Origin of the sequence: Halogranum rubrum, assembly GCF_900114455.1 — an archaeon.
Lineage (GTDB): Archaea > Halobacteriota > Halobacteria > Halobacteriales > Haloferacaceae > Halogranum > Halogranum rubrum.
Genome location: NZ_FOTC01000003.1, coordinates 92,673 through 107,363, shown reverse-complemented (window position 1 = coordinate 107,363; position 14,691 = coordinate 92,673). Strand labels below are relative to the sequence as shown.

14 protein-coding genes and 1 tRNA gene are annotated in these 14,691 nt (G+C 63.7%); 9 read left to right on the top strand and 6 right to left on the bottom strand.

Features of this window, described 5'->3' with window-relative positions:
• Positions 1 to 95 precede the first annotated feature (95 nt).
• The 4 genes from BM083_RS14425 (at position 96) to BM083_RS14410 (ending at position 2,783) form a co-directional block, all read left to right on the top strand.
• Complete coding sequence (locus BM083_RS14425; protein WP_089870183.1) at positions 96 to 683, top strand: riboflavin synthase; 588 nt, start codon at positions 96 to 98, stop codon at positions 681 to 683.
• A gap of 344 nt (positions 684 to 1,027) precedes the next feature.
• Positions 1,028 to 2,296, top strand: a complete 1,269-nt coding sequence (gene tuf, locus BM083_RS14420; RefSeq protein ID WP_089870182.1) for a translation elongation factor EF-1 subunit alpha — start codon at positions 1,028 to 1,030, stop codon at positions 2,294 to 2,296.
• Positions 2,293 to 2,604: a 30S ribosomal protein S10 gene (gene rpsJ / locus BM083_RS14415; RefSeq protein ID WP_390079403.1), complete on the top strand. Its 312-nt coding sequence runs from the start codon at positions 2,293 to 2,295 to the stop codon at positions 2,602 to 2,604. Before tuf ends, rpsJ begins: the two co-directional genes overlap by 4 nt.
• A 107-nt stretch (positions 2,605 to 2,711) precedes the next feature.
• Positions 2,712 to 2,783, top strand: a tRNA-Ala gene (locus tag BM083_RS14410).
• 142 nt (positions 2,784 to 2,925) lie between these two features.
• On the opposite strand, the gene BM083_RS14405 is transcribed toward BM083_RS14410, so the two are convergent.
• The 4 genes from BM083_RS14405 to BM083_RS14390 all read right to left on the bottom strand — a co-directional run bounded on the left by BM083_RS14405 (position 2,926) and on the right by BM083_RS14390 (position 6,038).
• Positions 2,926 to 3,396: a YbaK/EbsC family protein gene (locus tag BM083_RS14405; RefSeq protein ID WP_089870181.1), complete on the bottom strand. Its 471-nt coding sequence runs from the start codon at positions 3,394 to 3,396 to the stop codon at positions 2,926 to 2,928.
• 90 nt (positions 3,397 to 3,486) lie between these two features.
• Positions 3,487 to 4,809 (bottom strand): RNB domain-containing ribonuclease, encoded by a 1,323-nt coding sequence (locus BM083_RS14400; RefSeq protein ID WP_089870180.1) that lies wholly within the window; start codon positions 4,807 to 4,809, stop codon positions 3,487 to 3,489.
• Between the two features lie 45 nt (positions 4,810 to 4,854).
• The gene (locus tag BM083_RS14395; protein WP_089870179.1) at positions 4,855 to 5,667 is read right to left on the bottom strand and encodes a GIDE domain-containing protein; all 813 of its coding nucleotides are present in this window, start codon (positions 5,665 to 5,667) and stop codon (positions 4,855 to 4,857) included.
• A gap of 41 nt (positions 5,668 to 5,708) precedes the next feature.
• On the bottom strand, positions 5,709 to 6,038 hold the full coding sequence (locus BM083_RS14390) for a DUF7562 family protein (protein ID WP_089870178.1): 330 nt from the start codon (positions 6,036 to 6,038) through the stop codon (positions 5,709 to 5,711).
• Between the two features lie 166 nt (positions 6,039 to 6,204).
• Here BM083_RS14390 and BM083_RS14385 point away from each other — a divergent pair, with 166 nt between their 5' ends.
• Positions 6,205 to 6,684: an RNA-binding protein gene (locus BM083_RS14385; RefSeq protein WP_009366723.1), complete on the top strand. Its 480-nt coding sequence runs from the start codon at positions 6,205 to 6,207 to the stop codon at positions 6,682 to 6,684.
• Positions 6,685 to 6,727: 43 nt separating this feature from the next.
• Here the strand turns inward: BM083_RS14385 and BM083_RS14380 are convergent, their stop codons facing one another.
• Positions 6,728 to 7,399: a DUF1028 domain-containing protein gene (locus BM083_RS14380; protein ID WP_089870177.1), complete on the bottom strand. Its 672-nt coding sequence runs from the start codon at positions 7,397 to 7,399 to the stop codon at positions 6,728 to 6,730.
• A gap of 160 nt (positions 7,400 to 7,559) precedes the next feature.
• Between BM083_RS14380 and BM083_RS14375 the strand changes: the two genes are divergently transcribed.
• From BM083_RS14375 to BM083_RS14360, 4 genes are all read left to right on the top strand, one after another.
• Positions 7,560 to 7,913: a cell division protein SepF gene (locus tag BM083_RS14375; RefSeq protein ID WP_009366721.1), complete on the top strand. Its 354-nt coding sequence runs from the start codon at positions 7,560 to 7,562 to the stop codon at positions 7,911 to 7,913.
• A gap of 190 nt (positions 7,914 to 8,103) precedes the next feature.
• Positions 8,104 to 11,067: an excinuclease ABC subunit UvrA gene (uvrA, locus tag BM083_RS14370; protein ID WP_089870176.1), complete on the top strand. Its 2,964-nt coding sequence runs from the start codon at positions 8,104 to 8,106 to the stop codon at positions 11,065 to 11,067.
• A gap of 77 nt (positions 11,068 to 11,144) precedes the next feature.
• Complete coding sequence (locus BM083_RS14365) at positions 11,145 to 12,146, top strand: WD40/YVTN/BNR-like repeat-containing protein (RefSeq protein ID WP_177197650.1); 1,002 nt, start codon at positions 11,145 to 11,147, stop codon at positions 12,144 to 12,146.
• Between the two features lie 191 nt (positions 12,147 to 12,337).
• Positions 12,338 to 13,423, top strand: a complete 1,086-nt coding sequence (locus BM083_RS14360; protein ID WP_089870175.1) for a geranylgeranyl reductase family protein — start codon at positions 12,338 to 12,340, stop codon at positions 13,421 to 13,423.
• 156 nt (positions 13,424 to 13,579) lie between these two features.
• On the opposite strand, the gene ygfZ is transcribed toward BM083_RS14360, so the two are convergent.
• Positions 13,580 to 14,671 carry a CAF17-like 4Fe-4S cluster assembly/insertion protein YgfZ gene (gene ygfZ / locus BM083_RS14355; RefSeq protein WP_089870174.1) on the bottom strand — a complete coding sequence of 364 codons (1,092 nt, stop codon included), beginning with the start codon at positions 14,669 to 14,671 and terminating at the stop codon, positions 13,580 to 13,582.
• Positions 14,672 to 14,691 lie beyond the last annotated feature (20 nt).

Here is a 14,691-nt window from a genome sequence, read left to right as displayed (position 1 = left end):
CTCTCTGCTGGGGGAGAGCGTGACAAAAAAACTGCGCGGCCGCTCTCAGAACTGAGAGACACAACACTTTCGAGCAGTCGAGAGCAAGAGCCGGTATGTTCACCGGCATCGTCGAAGAGACGGGGTCCGTCGTCGACGTCACCGACACCGACGGCGGCCGCCGCCTCCGTCTCCGCACGACGTTCGACGAACTCCAGCACGGGCAGTCTATCAGCGTGAGTGGCGTCTGTCTCACCGTCGAGGACTACGGCGAGGACTGGTTCGAGGTCTTCCTGGCCGCCGAGACGGTCGAGAAGACCTACCTCGGAACGGTCGACGTCGGCGACGCGGTCAACCTCGAACGCGCACTGCGTGCCGACGGTCGCTTCGACGGTCACATCGTCCAGGGACACGTCGACACGACGACGGAGGTGACGGCGATAGAACAGGTCGGCGAGGACTGGTTCTTCGAGTTCGCGCTCCCCGAGGACGCCGCGCAGTACGTCGTGAACAAAGGGTCGGTGACGCTCGACGGCATCAGCCTCACCGTCGCCGAGAAACGCGCGGACCGATTCACCGTCGCCATCATCCCGACGACGTACGAGTTGACCGCGCTCTCGACGAAAGAAGTCGGCGACCCGATTCATCTGGAAGTCGACGTGGTGGCGAAGTACGTCGAGAGTATGCTCGACGGCTATCGCTGACAGAACGGGTGCGTAGCGTCGTTCGTCACGGGCGTCGTCGTCTGTGACTGCTTCGATTCGAGTGGTGCGCGCGCGGCCTCCGAGTCGCTTCAGCGGCGCGTCCGAGGACGGCCGAACTCCGGTCGCAGATTGGGTCGATGCCGTCGGTCAGTTCGCTCGAAACACCCCGCTCGTTTCTGCCGGCGAATCTCCCCTCGATTTCGGGGGTATGTCGGTTCACCACATGGCACATATTCCAATAACCGCATGACGGCGTCGGGGTGTCTCAGCCAACGTATCGAAATGGTTTTAGGGGAATCATCCGAAAGAAGCCCCACGAAGCGCCTTAGCGCGTGAACTCAACCATGAGCGAAGACAAACCGCACCAGAACTTGGCCATCATCGGCCACGTTGACCACGGGAAGAGCACGCTCGTGGGTCGACTCCTGTTCGAGACAGGATCCGTCCCCGAGCACGTCATCGAGCAGCACCGAGAGGAAGCCGAGGAGAAGGGCAAGGGTGGATTCGAGTTCGCCTACGTCATGGACAACCTCGCCGAAGAGCGTGAGCGTGGTGTCACCATCGACATCGCCCACCAGCAGTTCGACACTGACAAGTACTACTTCACTATCGTCGACTGCCCCGGCCACCGTGACTTCGTGAAGAACATGATCACGGGTGCCTCGCAGGCAGACAACGCTGTCCTCGTCGTCGCCGCCGACGACGGTGTCGCGCCGCAGACCCGAGAGCACGTGTTCCTGGCCCGCACGCTGGGTATCAACGAGCTCATCATCGGCGTGAACAAGATGGACATCGTCGACTACAGTGAGGACAAATACAAGGACGTCAAAGAGCAGGTCCAGAAGCTCCTGAAGCAGGTACGCTTTAAGTCGGACGACGCGACGTTCATCCCGATCTCCGCGTTCGAGGGTGACAACATCGCAGAGTCCTCCGACAACATGTCCTGGTACGACGGCCCGCACCTCGTCGAGGCCCTCAACGACCTGCCGGAAGTCGAGCCGCCGACGGACGCGCCGCTCCGACTCCCGATCCAGGACGTCTACACCATCTCCGGCATCGGTACGGTCCCGGTCGGCCGTGTCGAGACCGGTACCCTCGACGTCGGCGCGAACGTCTCGTTCCAGCCGTCCGACGCCGGTGGCGAGGTCAAGACCATCGAGATGCACCACGAAGAAGTGCCGCAGGCCGGACCCGGTGACAACGTCGGGTTCAACGTCCGCGGTATCGGCAAGGACGACATCCGTCGCGGTGACGTCTGTGGCCCGGCCGACGACCCGCCGAAGGTCGCCGAGACCTTCAAGGCGCAGCTCGTCGTCATGCAGCACCCGTCTGTCATCACGGCAGGCTACACGCCGGTCTTCCACGCCCACACGGCGCAGGTCGCGTGTACCATCGAGGCAATCGACCAGAAGCTCGACCCCGCCTCGGGTGAGGTCGCAGAAGAGAACCCGGACTTCATCAAGTCCGGCGACGCCGCAGTCGTGACCGTGCGACCGCAAAAGCCGCTCAGCATCGAGCCGTCGGGTGAGATTCCGGAACTCGGTTCCTTCGCAGTCCGTGACATGGGTCAGACCATCGCGGCTGGGAAGGTCCTCGAAGTCAACGAGCGATAATGCAGCAGGCTCGCGTTCGGCTCGCCGGGACCAGCCCGGAGGACCTCGACGACATCTGCGCGGACGTCCGCGAGATTGCGGACAAGACGGGCGTCGCACTCAGCGGTCCGATTCCGCTGCCGACGAAGACGCTCGAGGTGCCCGCCCGGAAGTCCCCCGACGGCGAGGGGACCGCGACCTGGGAGCACTGGGAAATGCGCGTCCACAAGCGTCTCATCGACATCGACGCCGACGAACGCGCACTGCGCCAGCTCATGCGCATCCAGGTGCCCAACGACGTCAGTATCGAGATCGTTCTCGAAGACTGACGCGCGGGACTGGCGCTAAGGCGTTTGCGCCACTACATTTCCGTTTCCTCTTTAGGGCGGAATCGAACAGAAGATACTAAATACGCACGCAGGCTCCGTCCTGTTGCGGGCTCGTAGATCAGTGGTAGATCGCTTCCTTCGCAAGGAAGAGGCCCCGGGTTCAAATCCCGGCGAGTCCACTACGACCTTTTGCGCTGCGGCTCACCTTCGGTGAGCCTCGGCAAAAGCTCGGCCAAAAGCACTCCTCCTTCACTTCGCTTCGCTCCGTTCAGTCGTCGGCCCGCTCGCTTCGCTCGCGGAACTCCCGGTGAGTTCTCTCTCCTACTCAGCCACCTCCACAACCTCCCCACCACTCATCTCCACCAACTCCTCGGACCCAACCGCGAACACCGCTGTCGGCGTCCCGGCGGCGGCCCACACCGTCTCGAACTCCGTCAACGTTTCATCCACGAACACCGGCACCGCCGTAGAGTGACAAATCGGCGGCACGCCACCGATAGACCACCCTGTCGCCTCCTTCACTTCGTCGGCCTCGGCCATCCGCGCCGACTCACTCCCGACCAGTGCGGCCACCTTCTCCATATCCACTCGATTCGCGCCCGACGTGACCGAGACGACCACCTCGTCGTCGGCGACGAGGACGATACTGCTCGCGATTTGGGCGACGTCGCAACCGACTGCGTCGGCGGCGTCGGCGGCCGTCTTCGTGCCTTCGGGGAACTCCTCTACCACGGGTTCGAAGTCGTAGCGTTCGCGAGCGAGTGAGACGAACTCTTCGGCGCTGGGGTGCATGGTCGGTGTGACCGATGGAACCGAGAAAAAGCTACGCTTGCCTGCGATTCTTCCGGTCGTTCTCGTCGCGGTGACGCCAGCGAAGACGACTCAGTACTCGATGTCGTCCTCTATCTCGTCGTCGTCCTCGACGACTTCGAGGCCGCGGTTGTTGACGTCGTACGGGTTGAGACCGATCTCCTCCATGAACTGCTTGTAGAGGCGTTCGGCCGTCTCGGCGTCTTTCTGCTTGTCGGAGGCGCGGTCACAGAGCGCGATGAGGTCCTCCGGCACGTCGTTCTCGTGGACGATCCAGTGGTTGATGAGGTCCGAGAGACGTCGAATCGGCGAGGTGAAGTGACCGTAGATGTCGAAGTTCAGCGCGTAGTGGCCCCCGAATGGGTCGTTCATGTACTTCGCACGCGGCATCACCTTCAGCACCGCTCGCTGGACCTTGTTGAGGTTCTTGCCGTTGGCGTTCTCCAGCGCCTGGTTGACCGCCTTCCGCGGGTCGTCCCACGACGCCCCAGACATGTTGATGCCGTCGAGTTCGGCGATCTCCTTCAGGGCCTTGTCCCACTGGTCGGGCGTCGGCTGTGGGTGGACGCGGTACATCGCTTCGACGCCGCGGTTCCACATCAGTTCGTGCGTGACGGCCTTGTTGGCCTTCAGCATGCACTCCTCGATGATGGTGTGCGCGCGGTCACGACTCGGGTTCAGGACGAGCGAGCCGTCTTCCTTGCGCTGCTCGTGGAGTTGCTCGGCGAGGTCGTAGACGAGGACGTTCTCCTCGTGCAGCGGCATGTCGGGTTCGTCCAGTCGGCGTTCACACTGCGTGTAAGTGAGCCGCTCGTCGGAGTGGATGACGGACTTGTAAATCTCGATGTTCTCGAACGAGAGCGTGTCCTTCTTGATGGCCATCTCCACCGTGTGCGCGAGGCGGTCCTCGTTGGGGACCAGAGAACAGACCGTCTCGGCGAGCGCCGGCGGGAGCATGTGGATGGTGTAGGCAGGGAGATAGACCGTGTTCCCGCGTTTGACCGCCTCGGCCCACATCTCGGAGCCGGGGTGGACGTAGTGCGTGACGTCGGCGATGTGGACCCAGAGCCGATAGTGCTCTTCCTCTTCGGCGATGCTGATGGCGTCGTCGAAGTCCTGTGCGTCGACGGGGTCCGTCGTCCACGTCGTCAGGTCCCGCAGGTCTTGGCGGTGCTCCAGTTCGTCCTCTATCTCCTGTTGGACGTCGCTGGTTCGCTCTTTGGCCTCCTCGAGTACGACCGAGGGGAACTTGTCGCGAATCTCGAACTCCTCGAACAGTTCCTCGCGCTTGTTCGCCAGATGGCGGTCAATCTCCTCTGTGACCCGCACCGGCCCTTGCCCTTCCGCCGTCCCGGCGTGCGCCTGCTCGTCTTTGTCCGTCGTTTCGTTCGACATAGTTTCGACAAAGGTAGAGAGGTAGTTATGCGTGTCGGGGTCGGGTTACAGGAAGAGTGCTCCCCTGAACAGCAACAGCAGTCCGACCACGGCGAAGAACCCGCCGAACACGACCGGAAGCAACGACCCACCGACCATCCGAAGGGCGGCCGACCGAGGGTCGTCGTCGACGACGACGAACGGCGACCCGCCGGCGACGACGGCGTTCACCTGTCCCACGTCGCCGCGAGCGCGCTGGGGCGTTCCGAGGACGCACACTTCGTCACCAGGTTCGACGCGGTACTCCACGTACTTCCGGTCGCGTCCGGTCGAGAGCCGAATCGGGCCGACGTCGAATCCGCCTTCTTCGGAGTCGACGCGTTCGTTCGTCTCGATGAACGAGCGAATCCGTTCGGGCGGAGTCCGTCCACCGGCGACGCGCGTCGACTCGTCCAGCCGAATCGAGTACTGCGCCTCCGAGGGGTCGACGCGGACGCTCGCCGTGCCGTCGTCGAGGACGAACGGGACACTCGCCCACGCCTCGTCGATTGTCTTCCACGTCCGCCGGGTGGTGTTCGTGTTGGCGTCGTGGCTCGTCCGCTCTTCTTTCACCTCGTAGCCGACGACGAGCGACGGCCGACCCGAGAACGGCCCCACGAGTGGGTCGTGGTCTGTCGCCGCCTCGGCAGTGCCGACGAGCGCGACCTGTCGGTCGGTCTCTTCCATCAACTCGCGGACGGGAACTTGGGTGGTGCGAAGCAAGCGAACCGCGAGAAGTGAGTAACGAAGTGACCTGAACGCGACGTAGCCGCCGATGGCGACGAACGCGACGGCGACGAGCGTTTGGATACCGAGAAACGGGAGGACCTGTAACTGCATCACCGAGAGAGACGGAGCGGTCGAAGAAAACGACTGTGTGCTTATCGTTCTCGTTCTTCGTGCTCTCCGTGTTCTTCCTGTTCGCCGAGGTGGCCGTACCGTGCTTCGACCTCGGCGAGGTACCGGCGGAGGAACTCCTCCTGTGAGAGGCCGTGCTCTTCGATGTCGCCGAGGAGAGACTCCAGTTCGTTTCGGGGGTGGTGACAGAGGTCGCGGTAGCAGCCCTTACAGAGATGCTCGAACTCCTTGCCGTGTCGTTCCCATCGGTTCCCCGCTTTGTCGTACTCGCGGGCATCCGCACGAGAGAGGGAACTTCCACAGGCGATGCAGACGACCGTCTTCCCGCCCCGGTTGGTCCGGGAGCGCCACATGGGACTGTCAAAGAACGTCGGTCACTTAGCGTTTACCACAGTGTCAACGACCCACACGACACCACGAGAGACGCAGCGAGTCAGAAGCACACTGCGTCTCTCCATGCACGGGCGAGAACCGTGACGGAACGGGCGATTTATCCACGGTGCGACGTATCGTGGGTGTATGAAGGTCAAATCCCGCCACCACCTGCGCAGCGACGACGTCGGCGACATCGAAGACACCATGTCGGAGAGCCTCGGCGTCGAACTCGACGGCGACAGCTACGAACTGGTCGAACTGGCCGACTCCGAGTTCGACGTCGTCCTCGTCGACGGCGAACCGCTCGTCCTCTACGTCGACGACGAACCGTTCCTCACGGTTCGCGGTGCCAACGAACACTCGCCGTCGAAGGGTGTCGTCACCGTCGACGCCGGTGCCATCTCGTTCGTCAGCAACGGCGCGGACGTGATGCGCCCCGGTATCGTCGAAGCCGACGCCGACATCGCCGAGGGTGACCTCGTCGCGATTCAAGAAGAGACTCACGGGAAGGTGCTGGCCATCGGCCGTGCACTCGTCGCTGGCGACGACATGGTCGGTGACTCGGGGAAAGTCGTCGAGTCGGTCCACCACGTCGGCGACGAACTGTTCGAGTTCAGCGTCTAATCGAGCGTATCGCGCTCACCACGCTTCTCGACGCTCACGCGTCTCACGCGTACTTCTGCAACGCTAACTCGTAGCCGCGCTTGGCCTCGTGGAACGTCTCACGGAGAGACCGAACCGGCGTCTCCGTCGCGTCCACTCGCAGGTCGTTGTAGTAGGGTTCGAACTCCTGGTCTTCCGTCGACGCCACGACCAGCGCCGCGCTCTGGACGGGCAGGTCCTCGCGCTTGTCGCCACCTTCGGCGTTGCCCGCGGCGAGGGCGTCGACGAGACGCTTTGCGAGCGGTTCGTCCCGGTCGCTCTCTTCGTAGGACGCCGCCGTCGCCTCGACGACGCTCTCGCCCGCGAGCAGGTTGCCAGCGACGGTGACGTTCTCGCCCTCGTAGTGGCCGTACCAGTCGCCGCACTCGTCGCCGGAGAAGGCGAACGTCCCTTCGTGGTCGACGCCGTGCAGTTGCCGGGTCTCGCGCCCGTCGTCGGCGTTCAGGAGCGCTGAGAGTGCATCGTCGATGGCGAGGCCGTCCGCGAGATAGTCGAGTCCTCGCCGCCCGAGTTCGACGTTGGTGACGCTCTGCGTGGAGATTGCGCCGTCTTCGCTGGCGAACGGGCAGAGCGCGCCGACCCCCGGGAGACGGGTGGTGACGGCGACGCCGAACCGGGTCTGGTCGTCGCCGTCGTCGTCGACGTACTCCTCGCGGACGCAGATGCTGAAGGTCATACCGGGCTGTTCTCGTGGGACACGAAAAGCCCCTCGTGTCGTCCTCGGCCGCTCGCTGCTCGTATCGTCTCGTCGGCGACAGTCGTGTCCGTCGAGAGCGGCGTCTGTCAGCCCGTCGTCTGACGTAAGAACTAATGGGGGGAGAGTGAGTGTATATGCTATGGGCATCATGGACAAGCTCCTCGCGGGTGGCGATACGCACACTACCGAGGACTACGTCGAACTGGACCTCGACGACTTCGACACCGCCCGCGGCGAGGCGGGGATGACGGTCCACATCGCCGAGATCAGCGGTCAGCAGGACGTCGTCGCCATCAAAGACGCCGTCTACGACGGCGACTTCGTCATCGCAGATATCACACGCCTCCGGACACAGGATCGCACGGTCGAACACATCATCGACGAACTCCAGCAGGTCGCTCGCGAAGTCGACGGCGACATCGTCCAGAAGGGCGACGACCAACTCATCGTCGCGCCGACTGGCGTCACCATCTCTCGACAGAAACTGAGCTAACTCGACGACTTCTCGTCACCCTCGCTTCTCCACTCGATAGCGTTCCCGATACGAACTCGTCTCCCGAGTCGGTTCGCCACGACGCGTTTTCGCGTATCGTAATGGTCGGTGGCTCTTTTGGCCGTTTTGGCCGTCTCGACCTTCGTCAACCGACGAGTTTTCAGGTCTGCTCCTCGTACCAAAGTTCCAGATGAGCAAGGACTACATCGAGGTTCGAGGTGCCGAAGAACACAACCTCAAAGACCTCGACGTCGCCATCCCGCGGGAGCAGTTCACCGTCGTCACCGGCCTGTCGGGGTCGGGGAAGTCGTCGCTCGCGTTCGAGACGATTTACGCCGAAGGGCAACGCCGCTACATCGAATCGTTGAGCGCCTACGCCCGGAACTTCCTCGGGCAGATGGACAAGCCACAGGTCGAATCGGTGGAAGGCCTCTCGCCGGCAATCTCCATCGACCAGAAGAACGCCGCGAACAACCCCCGCTCGACGGTCGGAACGGTCACCGAACTCCACGACTACCTCCGTCTCCTCTACGCCAGAGTCGGGACACCGCACTGTCCGGAGTGTGGCCGTGAAGTCGGCGAGCAGAGCGCCCAGCAGATGGTGCGCCGCATCTTCAAACTCCCCGAAGGGACGAAAGCGAAGATTGCCGCACCGGTCGTCCGCGACCAGAAGGGCGCGTTCGCGGACCTGTTCGACGAACTCGTCGCCGACGGCTACTCGCGCGTCGAAGTCGACGGCGAGCAGTACGACCTGACGCTGAACCGGCCGGACCTCGACGAGAACTACGACCACACCGTCGACGTCGTCGTCGACCGTATCTCGGTCACAGAAGAGGCCCGTTCACGAATCACCGACAGTGTCGAGACGGCACTCGACAAAGCCGGCGGTGTCCTCAAAGTCATCGTCCCCGACCCGAGCGAAGAGGCCGCGACTGCACTCGGTGGGTCGACGGCCCGCGCGACGGGTGACCTCGCAGGCGAAGGTAGCGACGACCGACTCGTCGTCGAGTTCTCCGAAGAACTCGCCTGTACGCACTGTGGCATCGACTTCTCCGAAATCGAGACGCGGTCGTTCTCGTTCAACTCGCCGCACGGTGCCTGTCCCGAGTGTGAGGGTATCGGGAACACGAAAGAAGTGGACGAAGATTTGGTCATCCAAGACCCGTCACAACCACTCAAGCACGTCTTCGAACCGTGGAGCTACAAGCGCTCGTACTACCGCACTCGAATCAAGTCGGTCGCGAAGCACTTCGGCGTGAGCGTCCAGACGCACTGGGAGAACCTCGACGAGGACGTCCAGCGACAGTTCCTCTACGGCACCGACGAGGAAGTCGTCTTCGAGCGCACGACGAAGAACGGCACCCGCCGAAAGGAGAAGCGCTTCGAGGGGGTCATCCCGAACCTCGAACGTCGCCACGTCGAGACGGAGTCGAAGGGGACGCGCGAGCACATCGAGGACTACATGGCCGTCACCACCTGTCCGGCCTGTGACGGGACACGTCTCAAGCCGCAGTCCCGGTCGGTACTCATCGACGGGACGGCTATCACCGAGGTCAACCGACTGAGCATCGGCGATGCGCTCGAACACTTCGAAGGACTCGAGGCGGACCTCACCGACCGCGAGCGGACCATCGCCGAGGAGATTCTGAAGGAGATTCGCGCCCGCCTCGGCTTCATGACCGAGGTCGGTCTCGAGTATCTCACTCTCGACCGTGAGGCGGCGACGCTCTCCGGCGGCGAGTCCCAGCGGATTCGACTCGCGACGCAGGTCGGGTCGGGACTCGTCGGCGTACTCTACGTGCTCGACGAACCCTCTATCGGCCTTCACCAGCGGGACAACGACCGCCTCCTGAACACGCTCGAAGGCCTCCGCGACCTCGGGAACACGCTCATCGTCGTCGAACACGACGAAGAGACGATGCGACGGGCCGACAGCATCATCGATATGGGCCCCGGTCCGGGCAAGCGCGGCGGCGAAATCGTCGTCCAAGGTGACTTCGACGAGGTCTGTGCGGCCGAGAACTCCATCACCGGCGATTACCTCTCCGGACGCAGGGTGATTCCCGTCCCCGAGGAGCGCCGAGAGTCCGGGAACGAACTGATCATCAAGGGTGCACGCCAGCACAACTTGAAGAACCTCGACGTCCCCATCCCCATCGGTCAGTTCACGGCCATCACCGGCGTCTCCGGGTCGGGGAAGTCGACGTTGATGCACGACATCCTCTACAAGGGGCTCGCCCGGAAGATGAACGACAACACGAGTGTCGACCCTGGTGAGCACGATTCCATCGAAGGGCTGGAAGGCATCGAGACGGTACGTCTCATCGACCAGTCGCCCATCGGTCGGACACCTCGTTCCAACCCGGCGACCTACACCGGCGTCTTCGACTACATCCGCGAACTGTTCGCCGAGACGAAGCTATCCAAACAGCGCGGGTACGAGAAGGGACGCTTCTCGTTCAACGTGAAGGGCGGACGTTGCGAGGAGTGTGGTGGACAAGGGACCGTCAAAATCGAGATGAACTTCCTCTCGGACGTCTACGTCCCGTGTGAGGAGTGTGGCGGCGCGCGCTACAACGACGAGACGCTCGACGTCACCTACAAGGGAGCCACCATCGCCGACGTCCTCGACATGGAAGTCGACGAGGCTCACGACTTCTTCGAGGCGAACTCCCAGATTCGGCGTCGTCTCGCACTGCTGAAGGACGTCGGCCTCGGCTACATGTCGCTCGGCCAGCCGTCGACGACGCTCTCCGGCGGCGAGGCACAGCGTATCAAACTCGCCGAAGAACTCGGGAAGAAACAGACCGGTGAGACCCTGTACCTACTGGACGAACCGACGACGGGACTCCACAAGGAAGACGAGCGTAAACTCATCGACGTGCTCCAGCGACTGACCGACAACGGCAACACCATCGTCGTCGTCGAACACGAACTGGACCTCGTGAAGAACGCAGACAACGTCGTCGACCTCGGTCCCGAGGGTGGCGAGAACGGCGGCGAAATCGTCGCTCGCGGGACGCCCGAAGACGTCGCCCGCACGGAGGAGAGCTACACCGGTCGCTACCTGCGTGACATGCTTCCCGACGTCGACGAAGAAGGTCCACGCGCCGACAAGCGCCAACCGGCGAAACCTATCGGCGACGACGACTGATCGGGACCAGTCAGTAGCGGTGATTCGCTGTCCCGTTTTGGCGGAGCCTTTTCGTGTTTTCTGCACGTATAGACGCTATGGTTGCCCTCTACGTCGCCATGGAAGATGCTCTCCTCACTGCTACTGCGACCGCCAGTGACTGGCACCGGTCGTTGGCACTCATCGACCACGAACCGGAGTGTCTCGCAGTCCACCCGGACCGACCGGACAGAGTCGTCTGCGGCACCACCGACACCGGACTCCTTCGGAGCGACGACGCTGGCGAGACCTGGCACCGCGTCGGCGAGAGCGTCGTCGACAGCGACATGGTCACAGCGCTCGCGACGAACCCGGACGACCCCGACGAACTATGGGCTGGTACCGAACCGAGTGCAGTCTACCACTCTACCGACGGTGGCGACACGTGGACCGAGAAGACCGGGCTGACCGACCTCTCTTCCTCGCCGAACTGGTCGTTCCCGCCACGCCCCGAGACACATCACGTCCGATGGCTGGAAGTGGACCCCACTGACCCGGCGCATCTCTACGTCGCTATCGAGGCTGGAGCGCTCGTCCAGACACACGACCGCGGCGAGACGTGGGAGGACCGCGTCCCCTCGGCACGAATCGACACCCACAGTATGGCGACACATCCTGACGCCCCAGACCGAGCGTGGACCGCGGCCGGCGACGGTTACGCAGAGACACGCGACGGTGGCGAGACGTGGCAGTACCCACAGAACGAACTGCGGCACCGCTACTGTTGGAGTGTCGCTGTCGACAGCGACGACCCCGAGACGGTGCTCGTCTCGTCGGCGTCGGGTGCGTACTCGGCACACTCGGCCTCGCGAGCGGAGACGTACGTCTACCGGAAGGTAGATGGAGAGACATGGGAACGACTCGACGGACGTGGCCTCCCGATGGGAGACGGCGTGACGCGAGCGGTACTCGTCGCCGGCGGCGGCGGCGAGTTCTACGCCGCGAACAACCGTGGTCTGTTCCACACGACGGATGGAGGTGACTCGTGGCGAGAACTCGCCGTCGAGTGGCCCACGTCGTTCGAGTCACAGACGGTCCGTGGACTCGCGCTCGTTCAGTAGTTCATAAGCGAGATGGCGAACAGACGGCACGGCGGCGGCATCAGGCGGCGTCACGAAGCACTGTGCCGTACGACCGCTGTGCGCTTCGCGACCAAGGTCAGGTCACACCGTCGATGGTCTCGCCTTCTCCTTTGAACCTTCACGGCCTCGAACCGGGAAGATATTTACCGAACGCGCCGTTCGAACGGGGTATGTACGACTTCGTCGTGGTCGGTGTGGGTCCTGCCGGCGCACGATTCGCTCGCCGGGCCTCCGAGGCCGGATACGACGTGCTCGCACTGGAGAAAGGCGAGGTTGGGTCTCCACTCGCCTGCTCTGGGCACGTCAGCACCGACATCTGGAAGTACGTCCCCGAGGACGCACACGACCGTCTCCTCCAGAATCGCGTCTACGGCGCGAACTTCCACGTCGGTGGCCCCGACAGCGACCCCTACCGGTTCTACAAATCCGAGGAAGTCTCGAACGTCATAGATCGGGTCGAACTCGACCGGACGCTCGCCGACGCGGCCCGCACGGCCGGTGCCGACGTCCGCGAGGGATACACCGTCACCAGCGTCGACGAACACGCCGACAGCGTCACCGTGACCGCCAGCGTGAGCGGCGAGACACGGGAATTCGAAGCGAAGATGGTTGCCGGGTGCGACGGCCCCATCTCCCGGACCCGCCGCGAAGTCGGTCTGCCCGAACCCGCCGAGAAACTCCACGGCGTCCTCGCGTTCACCGACGAACCGGACTTCGGCGACGACGTCAGCGTCCACCTCACCGTCCCGCGGTTCTTCGCGTGGCGTATCCCGCGCGGCGACGCGGGTGTCGAGTACGGCCTCGCCGCACCGCCGGGCAAGGAGGTCAACGAGATGTTCGAGTTGCTCACCGACGCGTACGGCGTCGAGACCGACCGGTTCTGTTCGGGTGCCATCCCCATCGGCCCCGCCGAGACGGTGACGACGCGACGGGTGTTCCTCGTCGGCGACGCGGCCGCCCAGACCAAACCGTTCACCGGCGGCGGCATCCTCTACGGGATGACCGCCGCCGACATCGCCGTTCGCAAAATCGACCCCGAGCATCCCCGGACGCTCGCCGACTACGAACGAGCGTGGCGGAGTGAACTCTCTCGCGAGATTCGACTGGGTCACCTCGTCCGACGAGCGTACTCCCTTCCCGAACCGGTCCAGCGACTCGGTCTCGGGACGCTCGCCGGCGAAATCGGCGTCCACATGGACAAACCCTCCTCGTTTTTCTCTCGGGAGCACATCGGCAAGTTGCTCTCTCGCTCGTAGGCGACGAACGGGTCGTGGCGAGGCCTCCCGTCACCTTCGTCGGCGAACTGCGCTCACCGACCCGAACCTGAGACTAGTCGCACTCGATGTTCACCCCACGAAGAGAGGACCGTCGCAGATCGGTAGAGTGTCGTTTCAGCCGCGGAGAGCGCTGTTTCAGTCGCGGTACTTCGGAACTCGCCCCGACCGGTCGCTTCCCTCGACGAACGGCAACTCGGTTCGCTCGGCGGCTTCCTCCTCGCCGTCGACACGGACGGTGAGCGCGGTGTCTGTGTCGAGGTCGTAGTCGACGAGCGCGAGTGCGACCGGTTCGCCGAGACTCGGACTGTCGACGGCGCGCGTCACCTCGCCGACTGCGGCGTCACCCGCGAAGACAGCGGCCTCGCTGGACGGCAGTTCCTCGACACGCAGGCCGACGAGTCGCTGACTCGGTTGCCCGCGGTTCTCGACCTTCGAGACGACCTCTTGGCCGACGTAACAGCCCTTCTCGAAGTCGAGGGCGTTGCGGAGACCGAGGACGTTCGGGAGTCGTCCTTCCAACTCTGTCTCGAAGAGCGGCGTCCCCGCTTCGAGCGTCAGCGACTCCCACGAGGCGTAGCCGAAGGGTGCGGCCGCGTTGCCGTAGTTGAGGATGGCGTCGAAGAGGTCCCCGGCTTCGTCGGCCGAACAGACGATTTCGTACCCCTCCTCACCGGGAAGTGCGTCACTGGCGATGACGGTTACGCCGATGTCGGCGATAGAACCACGGACGAACGAGAGATGTGGCTCGGGTGCACCGGCGTGGTTGAGCACGCTCGCTACCTTCTCGGTCGACTGTGGACCGTGGACGCCGAAGACGCCGAACTCCTCCGAGGCGTCTCTAATCTCGACGTCTTGGATGAACACGTTCTCCTGCCAGTCGGCGACGAGGGGTTCGGCCTGTGCCGGCGGTGTGAAGAGGAGGAGGCGCTCGCCGGCGTTGTAGACGTACAGGTCGGTCTCGATGCGACCTTGCGGGTCTAAGAGAAGGGCGTAACAGCCCTCGCCGTCGTCGTCGGGGACTCGGTTGGAGACGGCGTTGTCGACGAACTCGACGCGGTCGTCGCCCTCGACGAGGACGACGCCGTACCCCATCTCGATGGTCCCGACGCCGTTGCGGACGGCCCGGTGTGCGACTGCCGGACGACCGTAGTCTCGAACGACGTCTCGCCCGCCACGCTCTTCGAACGTCGCGCCGTGTTCCGCATGGAGGTCGCGTAGTACAGTCATCGCTCGGCGATAGGGGTCCC

Coding starts and splice junctions, on each gene's coding strand:
- BM083_RS14385 (WP_009366723.1), top strand. CDS start 6,205: ATGAAGGTCAAATCCCGCCACCACCTGCGCAGCGACGACGTCGGCGAC.
- BM083_RS14395 (WP_089870179.1), bottom strand. CDS start 5,667: ATGCAGTTACAGGTCCTCCCGTTTCTCGGTATCCAAACGCTCGTCGCC.
- BM083_RS14375 (WP_009366721.1), top strand. CDS start 7,560: ATGGGCATCATGGACAAGCTCCTCGCGGGTGGCGATACGCACACTACC.
- BM083_RS14400 (WP_089870180.1), bottom strand. CDS start 4,809: ATGTCGAACGAAACGACGGACAAAGACGAGCAGGCGCACGCCGGGACG.
- BM083_RS14390 (WP_089870178.1), bottom strand. CDS start 6,038: ATGTGGCGCTCCCGGACCAACCGGGGCGGGAAGACGGTCGTCTGCATC.
- ygfZ (WP_089870174.1), bottom strand. CDS start 14,671: ATGACTGTACTACGCGACCTCCATGCGGAACACGGCGCGACGTTCGAA.
- BM083_RS14425 (WP_089870183.1), top strand. CDS start 96: ATGTTCACCGGCATCGTCGAAGAGACGGGGTCCGTCGTCGACGTCACC.
- BM083_RS14365 (WP_177197650.1), top strand. CDS start 11,145: ATGGTTGCCCTCTACGTCGCCATGGAAGATGCTCTCCTCACTGCTACT.
- BM083_RS14360 (WP_089870175.1), top strand. CDS start 12,338: ATGTACGACTTCGTCGTGGTCGGTGTGGGTCCTGCCGGCGCACGATTC.
- BM083_RS14380 (WP_089870177.1), bottom strand. CDS start 7,399: ATGACCTTCAGCATCTGCGTCCGCGAGGAGTACGTCGACGACGACGGC.
- tuf (WP_089870182.1), top strand. CDS start 1,028: ATGAGCGAAGACAAACCGCACCAGAACTTGGCCATCATCGGCCACGTT.
- uvrA (WP_089870176.1), top strand. CDS start 8,104: ATGAGCAAGGACTACATCGAGGTTCGAGGTGCCGAAGAACACAACCTC.
- BM083_RS14405 (WP_089870181.1), bottom strand. CDS start 3,396: ATGCACCCCAGCGCCGAAGAGTTCGTCTCACTCGCTCGCGAACGCTAC.